This window comes from Citrobacter sp. T1.2D-1 (assembly GCF_950098555.1).
GTDB lineage: Bacteria > Pseudomonadota > Gammaproteobacteria > Enterobacterales > Enterobacteriaceae > Citrobacter_A > Citrobacter_A telavivensis.
The window spans coordinates 88,070-110,952 of the sequence record NZ_CATNHH010000004.1 but is presented as its reverse complement, the minus strand read 5'-3'; the positions used below and the strand labels follow the sequence as shown (position 1 = coordinate 110,952).

General features: G+C 57.3%; 23 protein-coding genes. 9 read left to right on the top strand and 14 right to left on the bottom strand.

The annotated features are described in order from the left end of the window. Positions 1 to 19 precede the first annotated feature (19 nt). Both chbB and osmE read right to left on the bottom strand, forming a co-directional pair. Positions 20 to 340 carry a PTS N,N'-diacetylchitobiose transporter subunit IIB gene (gene chbB, locus QQZ17_RS06390; RefSeq protein WP_152404921.1) on the bottom strand — a complete coding sequence of 107 codons (321 nt, stop codon included), beginning with the start codon at positions 338 to 340 and terminating at the stop codon, positions 20 to 22. A 302-nt stretch (positions 341 to 642) separates the two neighbouring features. Further along, positions 643 to 981, bottom strand: coding sequence for an osmotically-inducible lipoprotein OsmE (gene osmE, locus QQZ17_RS06385; RefSeq protein ID WP_152404922.1), 339 nt, complete (start codon positions 979 to 981; stop codon positions 643 to 645). Between the two features lie 217 nt (positions 982 to 1,198). Between osmE and nadE the strand changes: the two genes are divergently transcribed. After that, positions 1,199 to 2,026: an ammonia-dependent NAD(+) synthetase gene (gene nadE, locus QQZ17_RS06380; protein ID WP_152404923.1), complete on the top strand. Its 828-nt coding sequence runs from the start codon at positions 1,199 to 1,201 to the stop codon at positions 2,024 to 2,026. A gap of 63 nt (positions 2,027 to 2,089) precedes the next feature. On the opposite strand, the gene ves is transcribed toward nadE, so the two are convergent. The 7 genes from ves to astC all read right to left on the bottom strand — a co-directional run bounded on the left by ves (position 2,090) and on the right by astC (position 9,687). Next, on the bottom strand, positions 2,090 to 2,665 hold the full coding sequence (ves, locus tag QQZ17_RS06375; protein WP_152406338.1) for an environmental stress-induced protein Ves: 576 nt from the start codon (positions 2,663 to 2,665) through the stop codon (positions 2,090 to 2,092). A gap of 167 nt (positions 2,666 to 2,832) precedes the next feature. Continuing rightward, the gene (gene spy, locus QQZ17_RS06370) at positions 2,833 to 3,315 is read right to left on the bottom strand and encodes an ATP-independent periplasmic protein-refolding chaperone Spy (protein ID WP_152404924.1); all 483 of its coding nucleotides are present in this window, start codon (positions 3,313 to 3,315) and stop codon (positions 2,833 to 2,835) included. A gap of 344 nt (positions 3,316 to 3,659) precedes the next feature. Beyond that, positions 3,660 to 4,628, bottom strand: a complete 969-nt coding sequence (gene astE / locus QQZ17_RS06365) for a succinylglutamate desuccinylase (protein ID WP_152404925.1) — start codon at positions 4,626 to 4,628, stop codon at positions 3,660 to 3,662. Then, on the bottom strand, positions 4,621 to 5,964 hold the full coding sequence (gene astB / locus QQZ17_RS06360; RefSeq protein ID WP_152404926.1) for an N-succinylarginine dihydrolase: 1,344 nt from the start codon (positions 5,962 to 5,964) through the stop codon (positions 4,621 to 4,623). The genes astE and astB overlap by 8 nt, the downstream gene beginning before the upstream one ends. Further along, positions 5,961 to 7,439, bottom strand: a complete 1,479-nt coding sequence (gene astD, locus QQZ17_RS06355; protein WP_152404927.1) for a succinylglutamate-semialdehyde dehydrogenase — start codon at positions 7,437 to 7,439, stop codon at positions 5,961 to 5,963. Before astD ends, astB begins: the two co-directional genes overlap by 4 nt. Next, positions 7,436 to 8,470 carry an arginine N-succinyltransferase gene (astA, locus tag QQZ17_RS06350; RefSeq protein WP_152404928.1) on the bottom strand — a complete coding sequence of 345 codons (1,035 nt, stop codon included), beginning with the start codon at positions 8,468 to 8,470 and terminating at the stop codon, positions 7,436 to 7,438. The genes astD and astA overlap by 4 nt, the downstream gene beginning before the upstream one ends. Beyond that, positions 8,467 to 9,687, bottom strand: a complete 1,221-nt coding sequence (gene astC, locus QQZ17_RS06345) for a succinylornithine/acetylornithine transaminase (RefSeq protein ID WP_152404929.1) — start codon at positions 9,685 to 9,687, stop codon at positions 8,467 to 8,469. Before astC ends, astA begins: the two co-directional genes overlap by 4 nt. Positions 9,688 to 10,132: 445 nt before the next feature. Here astC and xthA point away from each other — a divergent pair, with 445 nt between their 5' ends. The 6 genes from xthA (at position 10,133) to QQZ17_RS06315 (ending at position 16,324) form a co-directional block, all read left to right on the top strand. Beyond that, entirely contained in the window at positions 10,133 to 10,939 is an 807-nt protein-coding gene (gene xthA / locus QQZ17_RS06340; RefSeq protein ID WP_152406339.1) for an exodeoxyribonuclease III, read from the top strand. Positions 10,940 to 10,963: 24 nt separating this feature from the next. After that, positions 10,964 to 11,623, top strand: a complete 660-nt coding sequence (locus QQZ17_RS06335) for a TVP38/TMEM64 family protein (RefSeq protein ID WP_152404930.1) — start codon at positions 10,964 to 10,966, stop codon at positions 11,621 to 11,623. Between the two features lie 2 nt (positions 11,624 to 11,625). Then, positions 11,626 to 12,789 (top strand): ABC transporter substrate-binding protein, encoded by a 1,164-nt coding sequence (locus tag QQZ17_RS06330; protein WP_152404931.1) that lies wholly within the window; start codon positions 11,626 to 11,628, stop codon positions 12,787 to 12,789. Beyond that, complete coding sequence (locus QQZ17_RS06325) at positions 12,762 to 14,297, top strand: ABC transporter permease subunit (protein WP_152404932.1); 1,536 nt, start codon at positions 12,762 to 12,764, stop codon at positions 14,295 to 14,297. The genes QQZ17_RS06330 and QQZ17_RS06325 overlap by 28 nt, the downstream gene beginning before the upstream one ends. After that, a complete protein-coding gene (locus QQZ17_RS06320) occupies positions 14,297 to 14,926 on the top strand; it encodes an ATP-binding cassette domain-containing protein (RefSeq protein WP_152404933.1) in 630 nt (209 codons plus the stop codon). The genes QQZ17_RS06325 and QQZ17_RS06320 overlap by 1 nt, the downstream gene beginning before the upstream one ends. Before the next feature lie 90 nt (positions 14,927 to 15,016). Then, complete coding sequence (locus QQZ17_RS06315) at positions 15,017 to 16,324, top strand: rhodanese-like domain-containing protein (protein ID WP_152404934.1); 1,308 nt, start codon at positions 15,017 to 15,019, stop codon at positions 16,322 to 16,324. A 2-nt stretch (positions 16,325 to 16,326) separates the two neighbouring features. Here the strand turns inward: QQZ17_RS06315 and QQZ17_RS06310 are convergent, their stop codons facing one another. Then, the gene (locus QQZ17_RS06310; RefSeq protein WP_152404935.1) at positions 16,327 to 16,953 is read right to left on the bottom strand and encodes a CDP-alcohol phosphatidyltransferase family protein; all 627 of its coding nucleotides are present in this window, start codon (positions 16,951 to 16,953) and stop codon (positions 16,327 to 16,329) included. Next, positions 16,946 to 17,515: a carboxymuconolactone decarboxylase family protein gene (locus tag QQZ17_RS06305; protein WP_152404936.1), complete on the bottom strand. Its 570-nt coding sequence runs from the start codon at positions 17,513 to 17,515 to the stop codon at positions 16,946 to 16,948. Before QQZ17_RS06305 ends, QQZ17_RS06310 begins: the two co-directional genes overlap by 8 nt. A gap of 75 nt (positions 17,516 to 17,590) precedes the next feature. On the opposite strand from QQZ17_RS06305, the gene QQZ17_RS06300 reads away from it, so the two are divergent. Further along, positions 17,591 to 18,055, top strand: a complete 465-nt coding sequence (locus tag QQZ17_RS06300; RefSeq protein ID WP_152404937.1) for a pyrimidine (deoxy)nucleoside triphosphate diphosphatase — start codon at positions 17,591 to 17,593, stop codon at positions 18,053 to 18,055. On the opposite strand, the gene QQZ17_RS06295 is transcribed toward QQZ17_RS06300, so the two are convergent. Further along, complete coding sequence (locus tag QQZ17_RS06295; RefSeq protein ID WP_187696667.1) at positions 17,967 to 18,227, bottom strand: YnjH family protein; 261 nt, start codon at positions 18,225 to 18,227, stop codon at positions 17,967 to 17,969. The two genes, QQZ17_RS06300 and QQZ17_RS06295, sit on opposite strands and share 89 nt — an antisense overlap. 253 nt (positions 18,228 to 18,480) lie before the next feature. Here QQZ17_RS06295 and gdhA point away from each other — a divergent pair, with 253 nt between their 5' ends. Next, a complete protein-coding gene (gdhA, locus tag QQZ17_RS06290) occupies positions 18,481 to 19,824 on the top strand; it encodes an NADP-specific glutamate dehydrogenase (RefSeq protein ID WP_152404939.1) in 1,344 nt (447 codons plus the stop codon). 20 nt (positions 19,825 to 19,844) lie between these two features. Here gdhA and topB read toward each other — a convergent pair whose 3' ends face one another. Both topB and selD read right to left on the bottom strand, forming a co-directional pair. Further along, positions 19,845 to 21,791, bottom strand: coding sequence for a DNA topoisomerase III (gene topB, locus QQZ17_RS06285; RefSeq protein ID WP_152404940.1), 1,947 nt, complete (start codon positions 21,789 to 21,791; stop codon positions 19,845 to 19,847). A 4-nt stretch (positions 21,792 to 21,795) separates the two neighbouring features. Next, positions 21,796 to 22,839, bottom strand: coding sequence for a selenide, water dikinase SelD (gene selD, locus QQZ17_RS06280; RefSeq protein WP_152404941.1), 1,044 nt, complete (start codon positions 22,837 to 22,839; stop codon positions 21,796 to 21,798). Positions 22,840 to 22,883: the final 44 nt, after the last annotated feature.

Here is a 22,883-nt window from a genome sequence, read left to right as displayed (position 1 = left end):
GACGGGAAAATTTAAAATATTAATTTGCAGCGGCTTTTTTAATTGCTGCAACAGCAGCCTTAAGCACGCCTAAACCATCGACTTTGCCATACAGCAGCGAGTCAATCACTTCTACAGGTTTGTTCGGTAACAAACGCTGAATTTCGGGCAACATATAAGCAATTTGTGGACCTAATAATACCACGTCGGCGTTGGGTCCTTTTTCACCGGCAAGCGTTTCCGGGAATGCATCAATAATAACCGGGACTTCATACTTTTCCGCCTGCGCGCGCATCTTTGACACTAACAAAGAGGTAGACATACCCGCAGAGCAAAACAGATAAATGTGTTTCTTTTCCATTTAGACCTTCCTCATGTGCGATTATCTGTCAACCAGACACGCCGCAAGTCTCAACCTGCATCCATGCTCTGGACAACCTGCGTAACCGAAAAACTTATTTCTGTGTCTGAAATGAGTATACGGCATCACACCCGCTGATGGTATTTCCTTGACCAACTAAATTGTCTCTCATTGACCTGGCGTTATGACCCCCCTCACACTTCGGGTAAATAATTCGCATCAATAAATAAGATCATCTTCGTTACAAAAAAACCGGCGCAGTGGCCGGTTTGTTGAGTTGTTCAGGCAGTAGACAGTTATGACTACTTCGCCGCCTGCGGGTCGGTGTCGTACTCAGCGCAGCTCTGGTAGCCTGAGTTGACAACATGACCGGTATCATCCAGCGCCACGAAATAGGTTTCAGCTTTACCATCACGTTGACCCAGGATGTAGGTCTGACAGGTACCGCGAGCATGGATCATGCTCACTTCAGACGACGGTTTCCCGGCAATCTGTGCAACCTGCGCGCGACTCATGCCTTTTTTCACATCTTTGACCACAGGCTGGACAAATTGGTCTTTGGTACGATCGTACGCCGTACACCCTGCAAGCATTGTTAATACCGCTGCTGCACTGAAAATTCCTGCAATAGTCCTGTTCATTTTTCGTCCTCTTTTTAATCAGCATGTTATATAAGCCTGGAATAGAATCTGTTATTTTTCAAGCTAACGCTTAGCACGCGAATATTTCGCCAGATTCCGTTCAGGCGGCAGGATGTCGTTTTAAGCGCCACTCAGCCTGTGTTCTCTTGTCGTTTACACAGCAAAGGGTTAGCTTAAACACGGTCTGATTTTATTCTTTTATATTGGGAGGGGGTAAATGACTCTGCAACAAGAGATCATCAAAGCGCTTGGCGCAAAACCGCACATTAATCCAGAAGAGGAAATTCGCCGCAGCGTGGATTTTCTGAAAGCGTATCTGCAACGCTATCCCTTCCTGAAAAGCCTTGTGCTGGGCATCAGCGGAGGGCAAGACTCGACGCTGGCAGGAAAACTGTGCCAGACCGCCATCAGCGAGCTGCGTGCTGAGACCGGTAACGACGCGCTGCAATTTATCGCCGTTCGTCTGCCCTATGGCATTCAGGTTGATGAGCAGGATTGTCAGGACGCCATTGACTTTATCCAGCCGGACCGCGTGTTGACCGTTAATATCAAAGGTGCGGTGCTGGCGAGCGAACAAGCTCTTCGGGAAGCGGGTATTGAACTGAGCGATTTTGTCCGTGGCAATGAAAAAGCCCGTGAGCGCATGAAGGCGCAGTACAGTATCGCGGGCATGACCAGCGGCGTGGTGGTCGGCACCGATCATGCAGCAGAGGCCATCACCGGTTTCTTCACCAAGTACGGCGACGGTGGTACGGATATTAACCCGCTATTTCGCCTCAACAAGCGCCAGGGGAAACAGCTGCTGGCGGCATTAGGTTGTCCGGAGCATCTTTATAAGAAAGCGCCCACCGCCGATCTCGAAGACGATCGCCCTTCTCTGCCGGATGAAGCCGCGCTGGGCGTGACTTATGAAAACATCGATGACTATCTGGAAGGAAAAGCGGTGGATGCCGCCATCGCGAAAATCATTGAAGGCTGGTATTTGAAGACGGAGCATAAGCGCCGTCCGCCGATTACCGTGTTTGATGACTTCTGGAAACAGTAAGGATGAACCCGCCAGAGGGTATCCCCCTCTGGCCTGTGCACAGACGTCAGCCATGCATCGCGGTCATTGAACGGCGTCCGGGGAGTGCCCCTGCAGCCAGGTTATCTCACTAAACAACAGTTTTCCCTCCGCTTTCAGCAGCCGGAGCGTATGTTTTCCATCATGCCAGCAGGCGCCCTGATCGGCAGTCAATAATTTATCGCCCAGTTGCCAGGCACCGCTAATGACAAACACCACACCGCCGCGCGAGCCAAACGTCGTGAAGGTGCGATCGGCCACCCGAACTTTCGCCTGGCAGGCGTCACGCCGGGTCATGATATTAAAATCCATCGACATCTGCCCTTCCGTGAGTTTCGCTTTCACCACGCGCTCGCCGGCAAAGGTAAACGGCTGATGTTGTTTGAGTGTGTGGCTGAACGCCCCTTGGCTTTCCAGCGTCACTTCACTGCCTTCCAGTAGAGTGATCACCCGCTCAATACCGGGAAAGAGCGAAAACTCACCATTACCGGCGATAGAAGCAATGCTGGCTCGCCAGTGAAAGTCGCGGGTCGCCGGAGGAAAACAGCAAATTTCACGCGTTTCACCGGCACCGTTGCGCCAGAGATTGACCGGCATCTTGCGGATATCAAAGTATTCCATCATCGCTCCTGATAAACATCATGCAGCATAATAAGGCACAACGTCGTTATCGGCAGCCACGATGATTTTCCTTAGGGTCTGAAAAAGAAAAAACCGCCGATCCTGCCCATCGCCTCAGTGGAGGGGATGGACAAGACCGGCGGTCTTCGAATAGGTCTGCTAAGTGATTACTCAGCAGGTACAGACATTTTACCGTCACGCGCCGGACGTTCTGTCAGACGCTTCTCAAAATTGGCATTAAACTGCTTTTTCTGTTCCGGGGTCAGAATGTTGTAGATCTTATTCTGCGTTTCCATGTGCGCCAGCATGTTGGCTTTGCGCTGTTCTTCCATTTTCGCAATCTGCGCTTCGGCCTTCGCTTTATCGAAGGTGTCGCTGGCGATGATGTCGTGCATTGCGCGACGTTCTTCAACTGGTGGACGCTTCATCTGGTCACGTTTGTCCTTCATGATGTCGCGGATCTGCTGCTTCTGAGCATCGGTCAGATTCAGGTCTTTAAACATCATGTCATGATGTGGACCAAATTTGCCTTTATGCTGCATCATCGGTTTGGCGTCTGCCGGGGCGGCGGTAGTATCCGCTGCATGAGCCAGGTTCGCAGCGCCCAGCGCCAGCCCAGAGGCAACAAACAGTGCAGTTAATTTACGCATAATCTTTATCCTTCCTTTCAGTTATTTTACGGCTTTCTTGTCACCTCCGAAGAAGTACAGTGCCGTGTTGACGAGATTAACTTTAACGACTTAATCGTCAATTAGTCAGAGCATCGGTAAAACAATGAAAGTGTAAAAAACATTTTTTCGCCAATTGTGGAGAAAAAAAGAAATTAAGGTGAAAAGTTGAAAGGAAAAATGACAACATCATGATTTTTCAGGGAATATGAAGAACCATATCTGATTGCTGATGATAAATAAAGCTGTTCACCAGGAATAATCCGGATTAATTCTCCGACGCACAAAAAAATAAAGCCCACAGGCCCTCGCCTGCGGGAAATACGTTAGTTCATTTTCTCCAGCATCAGACCTGCACGTAATCCCAGCGCCACGCCGGGATTGGGGAATAGAACGTACTCCACGTCATGTGTGACGACAAAACGCTCGGCGCCATCTTCCGCCAGTAGTGTCCCTGCGGTAAACGGTGTGAAGTTGAGCGTCTGGCTGTCCATGTGCAGCACAAACGCGTCGCTGCGCCGGGTTATCTGTGACGCGACCTGATAGCGGACCGGCGGGGTGCCGTCGGCCTGGTCAATTTGTCCCGTCAGTAAACAGGTCAGCGCGGCAGACGTCGGGGCAAACTGGCGAAGATCGTTGTGACCGAACGGCAACGCTTTGCCCAACTCCAGCGTGCAGGCGAGCGCGCCGAAGTGTTCAGCGCTGAAATGGGTAAAGGTGCCCCCCGGCGTTTGATGGAACACCAGCGCTTCCAGTCCTGCGGCACCCAGCCAGCCAAGAAACGCCTCATCCCAGGGGATGGGGCGTTGGGGCAACACGCCAAAGCGCAAATGGTGAGAGCCACGAATGGCGGTGTGCAGATCCAGATGCCAGCGAATCGACTCCGCGCCCGTCGTAAAGAAATCTTCCAGACACTGCTCAAGTTGACGTGCGCGCTGTGTCTCGACGCTTTCGGCAAACAGTTGCCAGCGCCCGCCAAACATCCGGTTCATATCGCTGTGGCAGTAGCGCTGGCCGTCTGCCAGCGCCTGCGGATTGCCGAGGATCACCAGCAGTCGCCAGTGCAGCGTAATTTCCCCCGCCGACAGCGCCAGCAGCAGGGCATTAAGTATCTCGACTGGCGCGGTTTCGTTGCCGTGAATACCGGCGGAGATCACCAGTGCGCGATCGGTCGCGGTGAGCGGCGTAAGTTCGAGGATACCGGCGTCAACCCAGCACCAGCGAAAGCCCGCCCTTTGCCCCTCCCGGACATCCGGCATCGAACCCGCCAGCGTGGCGGTGAGGAAATCATCCATGTCCGCCTCCCGATTGCTGGAACGGATAGACAGAACCAAGCTGCAACAGTTGTGTCAGCGTATCCAGCGCTTCGCGCCCTTCACGCAACAGTTGCGGGTCGGCGAGATCCGCGGCGGTCAGGCGGTCGCGATAGTAGCGATCCACCCAGTCGTTGAGCGCATTAAACAGCACGTCATTCATCATCACGGCCGGATTGACCGCCTGGCGTTCTTCTGCGGTTAGCACCACCCGCAAGCGCAGACAGGCTGGCCCGCCGCCGTTTGACATACTTTCACGCAGGTCAAATACCCGCATGTCGCGGATTGGATTATCCGCTTCCAGCAGGTTCGTCAGATAGCGCCACACGCCCGCGTGTTCGCGACACTCCTGTGGCAGAACCAGCATCATCGAACCGTCATCCCGGCTCAACAACTGGCTGTTAAACAGATACGTCGCGACCGCATCCGGCACCGACACGTCAGCCGTTGGCACCACAATGGGGATAAAACCTGGCACCCGGGCGCGCAGTTGATTCATGACGTCGTGCTGTTTCGCGAAGGACTGCTCATGGCAGAACAGCACCTCCCGGTTCGAGACCGCAATTACATCGTTGTGAAACACGCCGAGGTCGATGACCTCCGGGTGCTGCTGGGCAAAAATACACTGCTGGGGATTCACCTGATTCAGGCGGGCCACCGCTTCGCAGGCCTCACGGGTCTGACGCGCCGGATAGCGAGAAGGCCGCGTATTGCCCCCCTCTTCGCGCCCGTAGACAAAGAGCTGCGTCCCCGGCTCGCCATATTCTCCGCCGAGGCGATTATGGTTAGCCGCCCCTTCATCGCCGAGCATCGCCACCTGCGGCAGCGCGGAATGCACTGCGAAATAGCGTTCATCACGGAAGATCGCCCGCAGCAGCGTTTCTGTGGTGGGCGCTTCGAGAGAACGGTGGAACTTGTTATTGAGGTTTGCGACCGTCAGATGCACTTTGCCATCCAGCGTATCTGCCGACGGTGCCACCGTCGCCGCGTTTGCCACCCACATCGGCGATGCGGAGCTGACGCTGGAGAGCCAGTGTGGTGCCTGACGCGCCACTTTCTCAATCACCTGCTCATCGCTGCCGCTAAACCCCAACTGGCGCAATGCAGGAATAAACGGCCGTTCATGCGGCGGGATCACCGCCTGTGGGTATCCCGCATCCGCCAGCGCCTTCATTTTAAGCAGCCCCTGCTTCGCCGCCAGACGCGGGTTCGAAACCTGAAAGCGATGACGGGTGGACGCCTCGTTGCCGAACGACAGCCCGGCATAATGGTGCGTCAGCCCCACCAGTCCATCGAAGTTGACCTCGCGTGCTTTCATACGGACTCCTCACGCGAGAAGTCGAGGCCCGGACTCAGCGCTGCAGGCAGCGTCAACGCCGGAGATTCCAGACTCGCCATCGGCCAGGCACAATAATCGGCGGCATACCAGGCGCTGGCGCGATGGTTTCCGGAAGCCCCTACGCCACCGAACGGCGCGGTGCTGGCGGCACCGGTTAACGGCTTATTCCAGTTAACGATCCCCGCACGCGCTTCCAGCAGTAGCTGGTCGAACTGCGCGCGGTCAGGCGAGACCAGCCCACAGGACAGCCCAAAGCGAGTGTTGTTGGCCATCGCGATCGCCTCGTCGAAGCGTTCATAGCGCCAGACGCCGAGCAGCGGACCAAAGACCTCCTCATCGGGAAGATTCGCCACGCCCGTCAGTTCAATAATACCCGGCGATAACAGCGAGGTGCCTGCCTGCAGCAGGCGCGGTGCCAGCAGCGTCCGCCCGCCGAGCGACTCAAGTTGTTGCCAGGCCCCAAACACATGACGCGCCGCCTGTTCGGAGATAAGCCCGCCAATAAACGGTTGCGGCTCATCGTCCCAGCGGCCTGGCTGGATGCGCTGGCTGACGTCCACCAGTCGCGCGAGAAACGCATCGCCCTGCGCACCTTTCTTCACCAACAGCCGACGTGCGCAGGTACAGCGCTGACCGGCGGTGACAAACGCGGACTGAATAGTCAGGTGCACCGCCGCATCGATATCCGCCGGATCCTCGATAATCAACGGATTGTTACCGCCCATTTCGAGAGCAAGGATTTTTTCCGGCTGTCCTGCAAGCTGGCGATGCAGCTGATAGCCCGTGTTCGCGCTGCCGGTAAACAGCAGCCCGTCGAGGGCGTCCAGCGCGCTCAGCGCCTGTCCCGTTTCCCGCCCACCCTGCAGCAGATTCAGCACCCCATGCGGTAAACCGGCCTGTTCCCAGAGTCGGATCACCGCGTCTGCGGTCCACGGCGTCAGTTCGCTGGGCTTAAAGAGTAAGGTGTTGCCCGCCAGCAGCGCGGGCACAATGTGCCCGTTCGGCAGGTGTCCCGGAAAGTTATACGGACCAAACACCGCCAGCACGCCATGCGGACGGTGGCGAAGCGTTGCCGCGCCGTCGGGCAACGCACTCTGTTGCTCGCCAGTACGGGCGTGGTACGCATTAACGGAAATGGCGATTTTGTTAATCATCGCCGTCACTTCCGTCACCGCTTCCCAGCGCGGCTTGCCGGTTTCGCGGGCAATAATGGCGGTCAGTTCGGTTTTATTGCTCTCCAGCAATCCGGCAAATTTTTCGACAATCGCCTGGCGTTCGCTGAAGGGGCGTCGGGCCCAGGCCGGGAAAGCCGCGCGCGCGGCACGCGCCGCCAGCTTCACCTGCGCGGCATCGGCATCGTGACCTTCCCAGAGCACATCACCCTGTACCGGATCTTTCTTCACCCGATGTTCACCCTGACCGGTCACCCAGTCGCCGTTAATCCATAAAGTCATAGCGTTTTCTCCTCAGCGCAGAGACGGACAAAACGAACCCGATCTCCTGCATGACATTTCAGGGCATCCAGTTGCGCGGCGGTCAGCACCAGACGTTGTGTATTCGGATCGGCGCGTACCAGCATGACGCGGAAGTGACGATAGTTCTCATTCGCCACCAGACAGGCCGGGAAATCACCGGTCGCGGGCTGTCCTTCGCCAACCTCTATCAGCCGACTTTTGCGGATCGCCCGCACCCGGTCAATGTCACACTCCAGTGTTGGACCGCCATCGAAAATGTCGATGTAATGGCGATAGCGGAATCCTTCTTTCTCCAGTACGGCTCGCGCCGGGGCGGTTTGCGGATGAACTTCGCCAATCACCGCCTGCGCCTCGTCGGAGAGAAAGTGGGTGTAAATCGGATGCTTCGGCATCAGTTCAGCAATAAACGCTTTCTGTCCGGTACCGCAGAGAAAATCGGCTCGGGAAAACTCCATCGAGAAAAAGCGTTTCCCCAGGCTTTGCCAGAACGGGGAATAGCCGTGCTCGTCAATCACGCCGCGCATTTCCGCGACCACCTTTTCATTAAAATGGTCGCGAAACGCCGCCATAAACATGAAGCGCGATTTAGACAACAGGTAGCCGTTGCCCTCTTTGCGCCAGTCGGGGTCGAGGAATAACGTGCACAGCTCGCTACTGCCCGTATGATCGTTACTGAGAAACAGCGTCGGCAGCGCGTTATAGACGTTCAGCTCTTTTGAGGCATGCACCTGTGTCCCTACGCGATAGTTGTACCAGGGATCGTTAAGCCCCACGGCAACTTCGATCGCGCAAATCCCCGCTACGGTGCCGGTGTTCAGATCCTCCAGCACAAAGACATAACCCTGTTCACTTTTCGGCAATTCGCCCCGCCAGGTTTTCAGGGAACGGTCGATACGCGCCGCCAGCGTGGCTTCATTGGCCGGCAGCGAGGTCAGTCCACCGCCGGTTTTACTGGCCATCTGCATCAGCGCGCTGATATCAGCGTGCTCGACAGGACGGATCACCATCATGATGAACCTCCGGCTGTAATCTGTTCGCAGGCAAGCGCAAAACGGTCAAGTCCGGTAGCCACCTCTTCTTGTGTGACGTTCAGCGCCGGAGCGAAGCGCACCACGTTGCCCCCGGCAATCAGCACCATCACGCCCGCTTTCGCGGCTTCCTGAGAAATCTGTTTGGCTTTGCCGGCAAACTGATCGTTCAGTACACAGCCAATCAGCAGCCCCAGCCCGCGAATTTCACTGAACAGCCCGGTGTGCAGATTGATGGCGTTCAGACGCTCCACGAACCAGTCATGGCGCTGTTTCACACCGTTCAGCATCGCGGGCGTATTGACGATATCGAGCAATTTTCCGGCGACGGCGGTTGCCAGTGGGTTACCGCCATAGGTGGTGCCGTGTGTTCCGACGGTCATCACGCTGGCGCATTTTTCACTGGCCAGCAGTGCCCCGATCGGGAAGCCGCCGCCCAGCGCCTTGGCGGTGGTCAGGAGATCTGGCGTAACGCCGTAGTGCATGTAGGCGTACAGCTCACCGGTACGGCCCACGCCGGTCTGCACTTCATCAAAAATCAGCAGCGCATTATGTCGATCGCACAGCTCGCGCAGCCCTTGCAGGAAGGCCTGAGTTGCCGGCAGCACGCCGCCTTCACCCTGCATGGGTTCGACGATGACCGCGCAGGTGGTATCGTCGATCAGCGTGCTGGCAGAGTTAATATCGTTGTAGACGGCGTGACGGATCTCCGGCGGCAGCGGCGCAAAATCCTGCGAATAGGCAGGTTGTCCCCCGGCGCTGACGGTGAACAGCGTACGACCGTGAAAGGCATTCTTAAATGCCACGATGCCGCTTTTATTGCTGCCGTAGTGGTCGTGGGCATATTTGCGCGCCAGCTTCAGCGCCGCCTCGTTGGCCTCAGCACCGGAGTTGCAGAAGAAGATACGATCGGCAAAGGTGGCGTCGATTAACTTTTTCGCCAGTCGCAGCGCCGGCTCGTTGGTATAGCCATTGCCGGTGTGCCAGAATTTACTCGCCTGGTTATTCAGTGCGTCACGCAATTCTGGATGCGCGTGCCCCAGCGCATTCACCGCAATGCCCCCCGCGAAGTCGATATACTCTTTACCCTGCTGATCCCACAAGCGTGAACCTTCGCCACGAACCGGAATAAAAGGCGCCGGTGCATAAACGGGCATCATCCATTCATCAAAATTTTCACGCGTAATTGACTGAGACATAGCGACCTCATCGGTAAATAAAAAGTTATTTATATGTTAATAAATAGTGGTGTTTGCGCTGTAAATGTAGATTGCAGTCTTCATGCCAGCCAGCGAAAAAAATGCATAAATGGCTACCTTAGACGGGAAATCAATGAGTTATAACCCAGCGATATTCACTACGTGTGCATAAAAAGTGAATATGTTTGCGTGAAAGAGGAGTAAATAGAGGAAAAACCGCAATATTATGCACAGACCAAATATAATTCTGGAAATGTGATCCTATGCGAAATTTACAGGAAATTGCTGCGCCATTCTGACGCAATCTGCCCTAAAACAGGGCAAAGGTTGCCCCATTGTTAACACCATTCGCACTCATTGCCGGAATCTCACCATTATGAGCAGTCAGTTTGCGGAAATTCTGCTACCATCCATGCACTATTCATCCAGCAAAGTGGCAGCGACTATGAAATTTGTCTCTTTTAATATCAACGGCCTGCGCGCCAGACCTCATCAACTGGAAGCCATCGTCGAAAAACACCAACCCGATGTTATTGGCCTGCAGGAGACAAAAGTTCACGACGACATGTTCCCGCTCGAGGATGTCGCAAAACTCGGCTACAACGTTTTCTATCACGGTCAGAAAGGTCACTATGGCGTGGCGCTGCTGACCAAAGAGACGCCCATCGCCGTGCGACGGGGTTTTCCCGATGATGGCGAAGAGGCTCAGCGCCGCATCATCATGGCGGAGATCCCCTCTCCACTGGGCAACCTGACGGTGATCAACGGCTATTTCCCGCAGGGCGAAAGCCGTGACCATCCGATTAAGTTTCCGGCCAAAGCGCAGTTTTATCAGAACTTACAAAACTATCTCGACAACGAACTGAAGCGTGACAATCCGGTACTGATCATGGGGGATATGAATATCAGCCCGTCCGATCGGGACATCGGCATTGGCGAAGAGAACCGCAAGCGCTGGCTGCGCACCGGCAAGTGTTCGTTCCTGCCGGAAGAGCGCGAATGGATGGACCGCCTGCTGGGCTGGGGTCTGGTTGACACCTTCCGCCATGCGCACCCGGAATCTGCCGACAAATTCTCGTGGTTTGATTACCGTTCGAAGGGATTCGATGATAACCGCGGTCTGCGTATTGATCTGTTGCTGGCAAGCAATCCGCTGGCGGAGCGCTGTGTGGAAACCGGTATTGACTATGACATTCGCAGTATGGAAAAACCGTCTGACCATGCACCGGTGTGGGCAACGTTTAAGGTTTGATGTTCAGTCGTGAACGCCAGAAAGATGGGGTTAACAGGCGCACTGATCCTCTGTCTCGCCGGGGTGCTCTGGGCGTTGCCCCCCGGCCTGCTCACGCTGGAGACGCTTAAGCACCATCATTCACTGCTGGCGGACTGGCAGCGCCAGTCCCCTTTTCTTTGCGCCAGTCTCTATTTTCTGCTCTATACCGCTATCGCGGCGCTGTCGATTCCCGGCGCGGCGCTGCTGACGCTGCTCGGCGGCGCGCTGTTTGGCCTCTGGCAAGGTACGTTGCTGGTCTCTTTTGCTTCGACGCTTGGCGCGACGCTCGCCATGCTCACCAGTCGTTATCTGCTGCGTGACTGGGTGTCGCGGCGTTTTGCCCGGCACATGGCAACGGTGAATAATGGGATGGCGCGAGACGGCGCCTTTTATCTCTTTGCGCTCCGCCTGATGCCGTTGTTTCCGTTTGTTGTCGTCAACCTGCTGGCAGGCCTCACCGCCGTCAGTGTGCGCCGTTACTGGTGGGTCAGCCAGTTGGGGATGCTACCTGCCACCGTGGTTTATCTGAACGCCGGACGCCAGTTAAGCCAGTTAACATCAATACGCGACATTATCTCTCCCGCGATGCTGGCCGCGTTTGCCCTGTTGGGGTTATTACCGCTGGCCTCCCGTTGGCTGGCAACACGTTTTTTTCAGGAGTAACGATGCGTTGGGGATTACTACTTGCGGGCCTGTTGCTGACCGCTCAGAGCCACGCCGAACAGAACTGGCAGCAGATCAAAGATGAAGCCAAAGGCCAGACCGTCTGGTTCAACGCCTGGGGCGGTGACACCGCCATTAACCAGTACCTTGACTGGGTCAGCGGCGAGATGAAAACGCACTATGCGGTCAATCTTAAAATCGTGCGCCTCGCCGATGCGGCTGATGCCGTGAAGCGTATCCAGACGGAAGCCGCCGCCGGGCGGAAAACCGGCGGTTCTGTCGACCTGCTGTGGGTCAACGGTGAAAACTTCCGCACGTTGAAAGAGGCGGGATTGTTGCAGACCCAGTGGGCGGAAACGCTGCCCAACTGGCGTTATGTCGATACGCAAAAACCGGTACGTGAAGATTTCTCTATTCCCACTGACGGGGCCGAATCTCCGTGGGGCGGCGCGCAGTTGACGTTTATCGCGGACAGCAACGTGACGCCGCAGTCGCCGCAGAGTCCGCAGGCGCTGTTGGCATTTGCCCAGGCGCATCCCGGTACCGTCAGCTACCCTCGACCACCGGACTTTACCGGCACGGCGTTCCTGGAGCAGTTACTGATCTCGCTGACAGACTCTCCGCATGCGCTCACCGTCGCACCGGATGCCACCACCTTCGCCCGGGTGACCGCGCCGCTGTGGCGCTACCTTGACGCGCTGCATCCCGCGCTGTGGCGCGAAGGCAAGGATTTCCCGCCATCTCCGGCGCGGATGGACGCGTTACTCAACAGCGGGACGCTGCGCCTGTCGTTAACCTTTAACCCCGCGCACGCTCAGCAAAAAGTCGCCAGCGGTGAATTGCCGAAAAGCAGCTACAGCTTTGGCTTTAGCGAAGGAATGATTGGCAACGTTCACTTTGTCACCATTCCGGCTAATGCCCTTGCCAGCGCCGGAGCGAAGCTGGTCGCCAACTTCCTGCTCTCGCCTGACGCCCAGTTGCGGAAGGCCGACCCGACAGTCTGGGGCGATCCGTCGGTCCTGGATGCGAAAAAACTGCCCGCCGCGCAGCAGGCGGCGCTGGAAGCACGCATGCCGGATGGCCTGCCCGCCGTCCTGCCCGAGCCTCATGCGGCCTGGGTTAACGCGTTGGAGCAAGAATGGCTGCGCCGCTACGGCTCGCGCTAATGCTTCTTGCCTGGCTGGGCATGGCGACAATATACGCGCCAGTACTGCCGGCCAGCGTGCTGCTAATCGCCCCCGCGCTGTCGTTGGCGAACTGGCAGGCGCTTTTTGCCGATCCCCAACTGCCGCAGGCGTTGCTGGCAACCGTGGTTTCAGTGTTCATCGCCGCCGCTGGCGCGCTGTTTATTGCGCTAACGGTTGTGGTGGCGCTCTGGCCAGGCATACGCTGGCGGCGGTTGAGTACCCGCCTGCCGTGGCTGCTCGCCATTCCCCATGTCGCGTTTGCCAGCGCCGCGCTGCTGCTCTTTGCCGAAGGCGGACTGCTCTGGCGCGCGCTGCCGTTTTTCTCGCCCGCGCTCGATCGCTACGGCATTGGGCTTGGCGTGACGCTGGCGGTGAAAGAGAGCGCGTTCGTGCTGTGGATTTTATCTATTTTACTGAGTGAGAAACGACTGGCTCAGCAAGTCATCGTCCTGGATTCACTGGGCTACAGCCGCCGACAGGCGCTCTGCTGGTTGTTATTGCCCACCATTGCCCCCGGGCTGGGTATCGTGATGCTGGCCGTGGTGGCGTGGACGATTTCGGTGGTAGATGTTGCCATTATCCTGGGTCCCGGCAACCCGCCAACGCTGGCGGTCCTCTGCTGGCAGTGGCTTAGTCAGGGAGACAGTGAACAGCAGATCAAAGGCGCGCTGGCGAGCCTGCTTTTACTGGCGCTACTCGCCCTCTTTATCCTCGCAGGCTACCTGCTCTGGCGCGGTTGGCGACGCACGCTTCCCGACATCCGCGGCGTGCGTCAACACCGTGTTCCACCTCTGACAGGGAAAACACTGTCGCTGTCGCTACCCGCAACGGGTGTGCTGTGCACGGTATTGTTGACCCTTCTCGCACAGCAATCCGCGCTTAATCCCGAGGCATTAACCCACAGCGTAATGGCAGGACTGGCCGCCAGCGCGCTGGGGTTGGTCATTTTGCTGCTATGGCTGGAATGGGGGCCGCAGCGCGGACATCGTTGGGTCTGGCTGCCGATCCTCCTTCCGGCGCTGCCGCTGGTGATGGGGCAATATGCGCTGGCGCTGCACCTTGAACAGGACGGCCAGTTTGCAACGATCGTCTGGGGGCATCTGCTGTGGGTAGCACCGTGGATGTTGTTCGTCCTGAAACCGGCCTGGCAACGCATCGATCCCCGTCTGCTGCTGATTGCCCGCACGCTGGGCTGGTCGCCGATGAAAATCTTTTGCACCGTAAAATGCCCGCTGATTTTACGTCCTGCACTGGTGGCGCTGGCGGTGGGTTTCTCCGTCAGTATCGCGCAGTACATGCCGACGCTGTGGCTGGGCGCGGGCCGTTTCCCGACGCTGACGACGGAAGCGGTCGCCCTCAGCAGCGGTGGCAGCACCGGTATCCTGGCCGCGCAGGCGCTCTGGCAATTGCTGTTACCGCTGTTAGTGTTCGCACTGATGGCCGGGCTTTCATCATGGGTCGGCCACCGCCGGCAAGGATTGCGCTAATGCTCACCGTTCGCCATCTTACTCTGTTTCTTAACCAGGCCCCGCTGTTTGGCCCGTTAACCTTCGACGTTGCAAAAGGTGACATTGTCACATTAATGGGCCCCTCCGGCTGCGGCAAGTCTTCACTACTGGCCTGGATGGTGGGTGCGCTGACACCGCCACTGCACGCCAGCGGTGAACTGTGGCGGGATGAACAACGTCTGGATGTGCTCCCGACGGCCCAACGCCAGACCGGCATTTTATTTCAGGATGCCCTGCTGTTTGATCATTTTACGGTGGGGCAAAACCTGCTGCTGGCGCTCCCCGCCGGTCTGAAAGGCCCGGCGCGCCACGATGCGGTTCATCACGCGCTTGAACGCGCGGGCATGGCGGGTTTCTCTTCTCGCGATCCCGCCACGCTGTCTGGCGGCCAGCGCGCGCGGGTCGCGCTGCTTCGCGCCCTGCTGGCACAGCCCAGAACATTGCTGCTGGACGAACCCTTCAGCCGTCTTGATACTGACAGACGGGCAGACTTTCGTCAGTGGGTCTTTGACGAAGTGCGTCGACTGGACATTCCGGTCGTTCAGGTGACCCATGACGCGCAGGATGTTCCGCCGGGAGGCCACGTTTTGCAGTTATCTCCCGCATAGTGAAACTGCGCACATACTGCGTTAACGCAAAGTTTTTCAGCTACAGCGAGCACAGAATGACGCCTCCTTATCTCAACGTCGGGCAATTCGATGAAACGTGTTTCTCAAATGACCGCGCTGGCACTGGCTTTAGGGCTCGCTTGCGCTTCCACCTGGGCTGCTGATATGGCGCAGGCGCTCAACTTCAAACAACTGACGCAAAAACAGGGTACAGCCATCGATACCCGCCCAAGCGCGTTCTACAATGGCTGGCCGCAGTCGTTAAACGGCCCTTCCGGCCATGAACCCTCCGCCCTGAATCTCTCTGCAGGCTGGCTCGACAACATGAGCGACGAACAGCTCAACGCCTGGATCCAGCAGCATCAACTGAAATCCGCCGCCCCTGTCGCGCTGTACGGCAACGACAGCGATGTGCAGGCGGTGAAAAGTCGACTGCAAAAAGCGGGACTGCAGCAGGTTGCCACGCTGAGCGACGCGCTGCAGGAGCCCGCCCGTCTGCAACGACTGCCGCATTTCGAACAGCTGGTTTATCCGCAGTGGCTGCATGACCTGCAACAGGGTAAAGAGGTGACCGCGAAACCCGCCGGTGACTGGAAAGTGATCGAAGCCGCCTGGGGCGCGCCGAAGTTTTATCTGCTCAGCCATATTCCGGGTGCGGATTACATCGACACCAACGAAGTGGAAAGCGAGCCGCTGTGGAACAAAGTCTCCGACGCCAGCCTGCAGGCGATGCTGGCGAAACACGGTATCCGTCACGACACCACGGTTATCCTGTACGGTCGCGATGTTTACGCCGCGGCACGGGTGGCGCAGATCATGCTGTATGCCGGGGTGAAAGACGTTCGCCTGCTCGACGGTGGCTGGCAGACCTGGTCTGATGCCGGGCTGCCGGTCGAGCGCGGTACACCCGCGAAGGTGAAACCGGAGCCCGATTTTGGCGTGACCATTCCGGCGCAGCCGCAGTTAATGCTTGATATGGAGCAGGCGCGCGGGCTGTTGCACCGTCAGGATGCGTCGCTGGTCAGTATTCGCTCCTGGCCGGAATTTATCGGCACCACCAGCGGCTACAGCTACATCAAGCCAAAAGGTGAAATTGCCGGCGCGCGCTGGGGACATGCCGGCAGCGACTCGACCCATATGGAAGACTTCCATAACCCGGACGGCACCATGCGCAGCGCGGAAGATATCGCCGCAATGTGGAAGCAGTGGCACATACTGCCGGATCAGCAGGTCGCCTTCTACTGTGGCACCGGCTGGCGCGCGTCAGAGACGTTTATGTACGCCCGGGCGATGGGCTGGAAAAACGTCTCAGTCTATGACGGCGGCTGGTATGAGTGGAGCAGCGATCCGAAAAACCCGGTCTCCACAGGCGAACGCGGCCCGGACAGCAGCAAATAATCTCACCCATTCTGACGCTGAAGCCCTTTCAGCGTCAGATAACCACTCCAGACGCGCGTCAGCGTCGTCATCCAGCACAGCGTGCCGAAGATCCACGCCAGTACGGCGAAGTACGCCGGGAAAAGGCAGCCGAGCACAAAGAGTGCGATCGTTTCCGTTCCCTCCGTCAATCCGCCCAGATAGTAAAAAGACTTGTGTGCGTAGCCGGGGTTATCGATATTGTGCTTTGCGGCCAGCGCAGCAAAGGCGAGAAAGCTGCTGCCGGTGCCGATAAACGCAAACAACAGCCAGCTTCCCGCCAGCGCGTTATGCTGCGGATCGGCCAGAATGAAGCCAAACGGCACCAGCGCGTAAAACAAGAAGTCGAGCGCGATATCGAGAAAGCCACCCGCATCGGTGAGTCCTCTGCGTCGCGCCAGCGCGCCGTCAAGACCATCCAACAGCCGGTTCAGCGCAATCGCCACCAGCGCCGCCAGATACCACCCCAGGGCCAGAAACGGCAACGCCAGCGCGCCGAGAGCAAATCCAACGAGCGTCAGCCCGTCCGGAGAAATCCCCGGCCTGTCGAGCACGCCCGCGCAGCGGTGGAGCAGCGGTTTGAGCCGCGGATGAAGATGCCTGTCAAGCACGCGGCGCTCCTTTGAGACTGTCGCACAGCCCCTGCGAAGGAATGTCCAGCGCGGCGTTGAAACGCGCCGAGAGGTTCTGGAAGGCCAGCAGCGCGGTCATCTCACTAATGACCTCATCGCTGAAATGCTGCTTCATTTGCGCTTTCAGGGCATCGTCTACCTGCGGCGGCGTGGCGGTCACGGCGTCAGCATAGGCCAGCGCAATGCGCTCTTCTGTCGTAAAAAGCGACGATGCCTGCCAGTTCGCCACCGCCAGTACTTTTTCCATCGCGCCACAGCGCTCTGCCAGACGCAGGCTGTTGGCGTCCACGCAGAATGCGCAATGGCAGACCTGCGACACGCGCGTCATCAGCAGCGCCCGCATCACCGGCGTCAGACGGGCGCGTTTACGTTCGAGAAATCCCACAAACAGCGCCACCAGCCAGAACAAAAACGGCATCCGCCCCCACCAGCGCGTCGGATGTAGTACCTCGCCGTAGTGTTTTTTTTGCGTCATCACGAGAGGGCTAAGAGAGGCAGGGAGGCGGGTCAGCGGCGTTACCCACGATTGCGGATCGTTCAAGGGGGACTCCTGGGACTTCAGGTCAATCAAAGATGACGATAGTATGTCACTTTCTGCTGTTGAACATTGACGAATATGATGAAAACCCTCGACGTTGTTGCCGCGATCGTTGAACGTGATGGCAAAATTTTGCTCGCCCAGCGCCCGCCACAGGCGGACCAGGCGGGACTATGGGAATTTGCCGGTGGCAAGGTGGAAGCGGGCGAAACGCAGCCACAGGCGCTGGTCCGCGAACTGCGTGAAGAGCTAGGGATTGAGGCCACGGTAGGGTGCTATATTGCCAGCCATCAGCGTGAAGTCTCCGGGCGGATGATTCATCTGCATGCCTGGCATGTCCCCGCGTTCAGCGGAGAGGTGATAGCGCATGAGCACCAGCAGCTGGTGTGGTGTGAACCGCAGGCCGCGCTGGACTATCCGCTCGCCCCCGCCGATGTTCCTCTGCTTAACGCCTTTATGATTTTACGCGCCGCCAGACCAGCGGATTCGTGCCGATCGTTTTCTCATCGCGCTGACACTGCAACAGCACGCCATCGGCTTTAATCACCGCCCCTTCTGAATAATTCTGATCCTGATAAATGCAGCACTGATTACAGGGCTGCGCGCGCTGCCCACCGGAGCTGAAGACCTCCGGCGGTACGTTCACCTGAACATCCGGGCGAATATTTTGATTCGCCAGGGTGGATAAAGAGAGTGTCATCAGCGCTGCCGCCATCGCGATAAAACGCATAGGGTTTCCTTACTATTTCGGGACTGTTCTCAGTATAACGGTAACCCGCGCGGGAAACTTTACTCTCTTGCGTCATCGCTTTTCGTTATGACAGCCGTTTCGTTATTAATTTGTCTGGCTCCGGCATTTTTTCCTTGCTATCCGTCACATTCCTGGTGGTATAGTCAAAATCTGCAAATGCACTTAATACAAACAACATAAATACAACCACATTAAAATATAAGAGGTTTTTATATCTATGGATCAGACACGCTCTCTGGAATCATTCCTCAACCATGTCCAAAAGCGCGACCCGAATCAAACCGAGTTCGCGCAAGCCGTCCGTGAAGTCATGACCACCCTGTGGCCGTTCATTGAGCAAAACCCGCGTTATCGTGAAATGTCGTTGCTGGAACGTCTGGTTGAGCCAGAGCGTGTGATTCAGTTCCGCGTCGTGTGGCTGGACGATCGTAATCAGGTCCAGGTTAACCGTGCATGGCGTGTACAGTTCAACTCGGCGATTGGCCCGTACAAAGGCGGGATGCGCTTCCACCCTTCCGTGAACCTGTCGATCCTGAAGTTCCTCGGTTTTGAGCAAACCTTCAAAAATGCGCTGACCACCCTGCCGATGGGCGGCGGTAAAGGCGGAAGTGATTTCGACCCGAAAGGGAAAAGTGAAGGCGAAGTGATGCGTTTCTGTCAGGCGCTGATGACTGAACTGTATCGTCATCTGGGGCCGGATACTGACGTTCCTGCCGGAGATATCGGCGTGGGCGGTCGTGAAGTGGGCTTTATGGCCGGGATGATGCGTAAGCTTTCCAACAACAGCGGCTGTGTGTTTACCGGCAAAGGACTCTCCTTCGGCGGCAGCCTTATCCGTCCAGAAGCAACCGGCTACGGTCTGGTCTACTTCACCGAAGCGATGCTCAAGCGTCATGGTCTGGGCTTTGAAGGGATGCGCGTGGCGGTTTCCGGCTCCGGCAACGTGGCGCAGTTTGCCATTGAAAAAGCGATGGAATTTGGCGCTCGCGTGGTGACGGCCTCCGACTCCAGCGGCACCGTCGTGGATGAGAGCGGCTTTACGAAAGAGAAACTGGCGCGTCTGTGCGAAATCAAGGCCAGCTGCGACGGTCGCGTGGCCGACTACGCCCGTGAGTTTGGCCTGACCTATCTGGAAGGTAAACAGCCGTGGTCAGTGCCGGTCGATATCGCCCTGCCGTGTGCAACGCAGAACGAACTCGATGTCGACGCTGCCCGTCAGCTTATCGCCAACGGCGTGAAGGCGGTGGCGGAAGGGGCAAACATGCCGACCACCATCGAGGCAACCGACCTGTTCCTCGAAGCCGGCGTGCTGTTTGCACCGGGCAAAGCAGCGAACGCCGGTGGCGTTGCCACCTCCGGTCTGGAAATGGCGCAGAACGCTGCGCGTCTGAGCTGGAAGGCGGAAAAAGTGGATGCCCGTCTGCACCACATTATGCTTGATATTCACCATGCCTGCGTCGAGTACGGTGGCGAAAGCAAGCAGACCAACTATGTCCGTGGGGCGAACATCTCAGCCTTCGTGAAGATTGCCGACGCCATGTTTGGCCAGGGTGTGATTTAATTCACCGCGGCACGAGCGTATTACACGCCCGCCTCTGCTTCTGCTGATGGCGGGCTTTTTTTCGCCGCGCGTTTGCGGGGCGCGCTCTTTTTCTTATCTGCATCGCCGGGTGCCACAATGCCACGGAAGCGGCGTACCGGCGTACTCCGCGCCTGATCGATCAGTTGATACAGCGTCCCCACCAGCGGCTGCATAAAATCCTGATAGCGGCACTGCTTTTCGCTGATTTGCGTCAGTATCGACTCCCAGTGGGCGGTCATGTCAGGACGGGTCGCCATCTCCGGCAGCGAGTGGAACAGCGCTTTCCCGGCATCGGTGGAGTGAATGTAACGCCCTTTCTTGACCAGAAAGCCGCGCTTAAACAGCAGTTCAATGATCCCGGCGCGGGTGGCTTCGGTGCCCAGCCCATCCGTTGCGCGGAGGATCTTTTTCAGATCTTTATCCTGCACGAAGCGCGCGATCCCGGTCATCGCCGACAGCAGCGTGGCATCGGTAAAGTGGCGCGGCGGCTGGGTCTGGCGTTCAACAACCTCCCCCTTTTCGCACAGTAATTCATCGTCTTTCGCCACCACCGGCAGCGGCGTGCCGTCGTTCTCTTCATCACGCTCTTTACTGCCGAGCAGCGTCCGCCAGCCCGCTTCTGCGAGGAACCGGGCTTTAGCAACGAATTTACCCTTCGCGATGTCCAGTTCAATCACGCATTTACGGAATACCGCATCCGGGCAGAACTGCATCAGGTACTGACGGGCGACCAGGTTGTACACCTTCGCTTCGTTCTCCGTCAGATTGATGTTGTTACTGCGTGCCGTAGGGATAATGGCGTGGTGCGCATCGACCTTTTTGTCATCCCAGCAGCGATTGCGGGTATCGGGATTCACCGCCGGTTGCGGCAGTAGATCCGGCGCATGCACGCTGATGGCGTTCATCACCGCATGACGTCCGGCAAAGTGCTCTTCCGGCAGATAGCGGCAATCGGAACGCGGGTAGGTAATGAGTTTATGGGTTTCATACAGTTTCTGGCAGATGTCGAGCACGTTCTGCGCGCTCAGACCAAAGCGCTTTGCCGCTTCAATCTGCAATGTGGAGAGCGAAAACGGCAGCGGTGCGGATTCTGATTCCCGTTTATCGTTATAGCTGGTGACAATCGCCGGCTGTCCGTTGATGCGGTTGACCACATGCTCCGCCAGCGGACGATGTAGCAAACGCCCCTCTTCGTCCTGATACGGTTCACACGCTTCGCTTGGCTGCCAGATGGCGGTGAAACGTTCATCCGCAGGGGTCACGATATGCGCTTTCACTTCAAAGAAATCTTTGGCAACGAAGTTTTCGATCTCTTCGTCACGGCGTACCACCAGTCCAAGCACCGGCGTCTGTACGCGTCCGACGGAGAGTACCCCCTGATAACCGGCATTACGTCCGAGGATAGTGTACGCCCGGGTCATGTTGATGCCGTACAGCCAGTCCGCGCGGGCGCGAGCCAGCGCTGACACGCACAATGGCACAAATTCACTGTTTGAACGCAAACGTTCAATGGCGCGCTCAACGGCCTGCGGGTTGAGATCGTTGATCAAACAGCGCTGCACCTGATGACGCTTTTCCGGTGCCAGTTGCAGGTAATCCAGCACCTCATCGACCAGCAGTTGCCCTTCGCGATCCGGGTCGCCCGCATGGATAACCTCACTGGCCTCATGCAGAAAGCGTTTGATCACGTTGAGCTGTTTGGTTACGGAAGGACGCGGCTGCAATTGCCACTTTTCCGGCACGATCGGCAGGTCGGCCAGATTCCAGCGCGCATAACGGCTGTCATAGACATCGGGCTGCGCCTGTTCAAGCAGGTGACCAATACACCAGGTCACCACCTGACCGTTACCGCATTCAATAAAACCATCGCCTTTGCGGTGCGGTTTAGGCAGCACATCGGCAATGGCACGTGCCAGACTCGGCTTTTCGGCAATAAACAACCGCATCGAATTAACGGATCTCAACCATGGCGCGTCCGCCACGGGCTTCAACCAGTTCGCCAATCGCCGTCAGTTCGATACCAAACTCGGCGGCTGTCGCTTTAACTTCCTCTTCGGCGTCTGGCATCACCGCCAGCAGCAGGCCACCGGAGGTTTGCGGATCGCACAGCAGGGAGCGCACCGCCTGCGGCATTTCTCCCATCAGGTGTCCATAGCTGGCAAAGTTACGCTCAGTGCCGCCCGGCACGGCGCCCAGGCGGATGTACTCTTCCACTCCCGGCAGTTTAGGGATGTCCTGATAACAAATCTGCGCCTGCACGCCTGCGCCCTGGCACATCTCGCTGAGGTGGCCCAACAGACCAAAGCCAGTCACATCGGTCATGGCTTTGACGCCGTCGATGTTGGCAAATGACGCCCCGGCAATATTCATCCGACACATCACTTCCGTCGCCAGCCCCTGGTGTTCAGGTTTCAACAGCGATTTTTTCTCAGCGGTGGTCAGCACGCCGATGCCCAACGGCTTGGTCAGGAAAAGCTTACAGCCGGCCTGGGCAGTGCTGTTTTTCTTCACCCGTTCAGTGGGGACGATGCCGGTCACCGCCAGACCAAAGATTGGTTCCGGCGCATCAATCGAGTGACCGCCCGCCAGCGCAATGCCCGCCTGACGACAGGCAAAACGTCCGCCTTCGGTCACTTCGCGGGCGATTTCTGGTGACAGCTTACTGATTGGCCAGCCCAGGATCGCGATCGCCATAATCGGTTTGCCGCCCATCGCGAAAATATCGCTAATGGCGTTGGTCGCCGCAATGCGGCCAAAATCAAACGGATCATCGACAATCGGCATAAAGAAGTCAGTGGTACTGATGACGCTGGTGCCATTGCCCAGATCGTATACCGCCGCGTCGTCACGGGTTTCATTTCCCACAAGCAGGTTCGGGTCGACAAACTTCGCCTGCTCGCTGTGCAGGATGGTTTCCAACACTTTCGGGGAAATTTTACAACCGCAACCCGCTCCGTGGCTGTACTGCGTTAAACGAATAGCTTGCTCGCTCATGGACATCTCCTGTCATTGCAATCGGGCTATGGTAGCGCTCATTC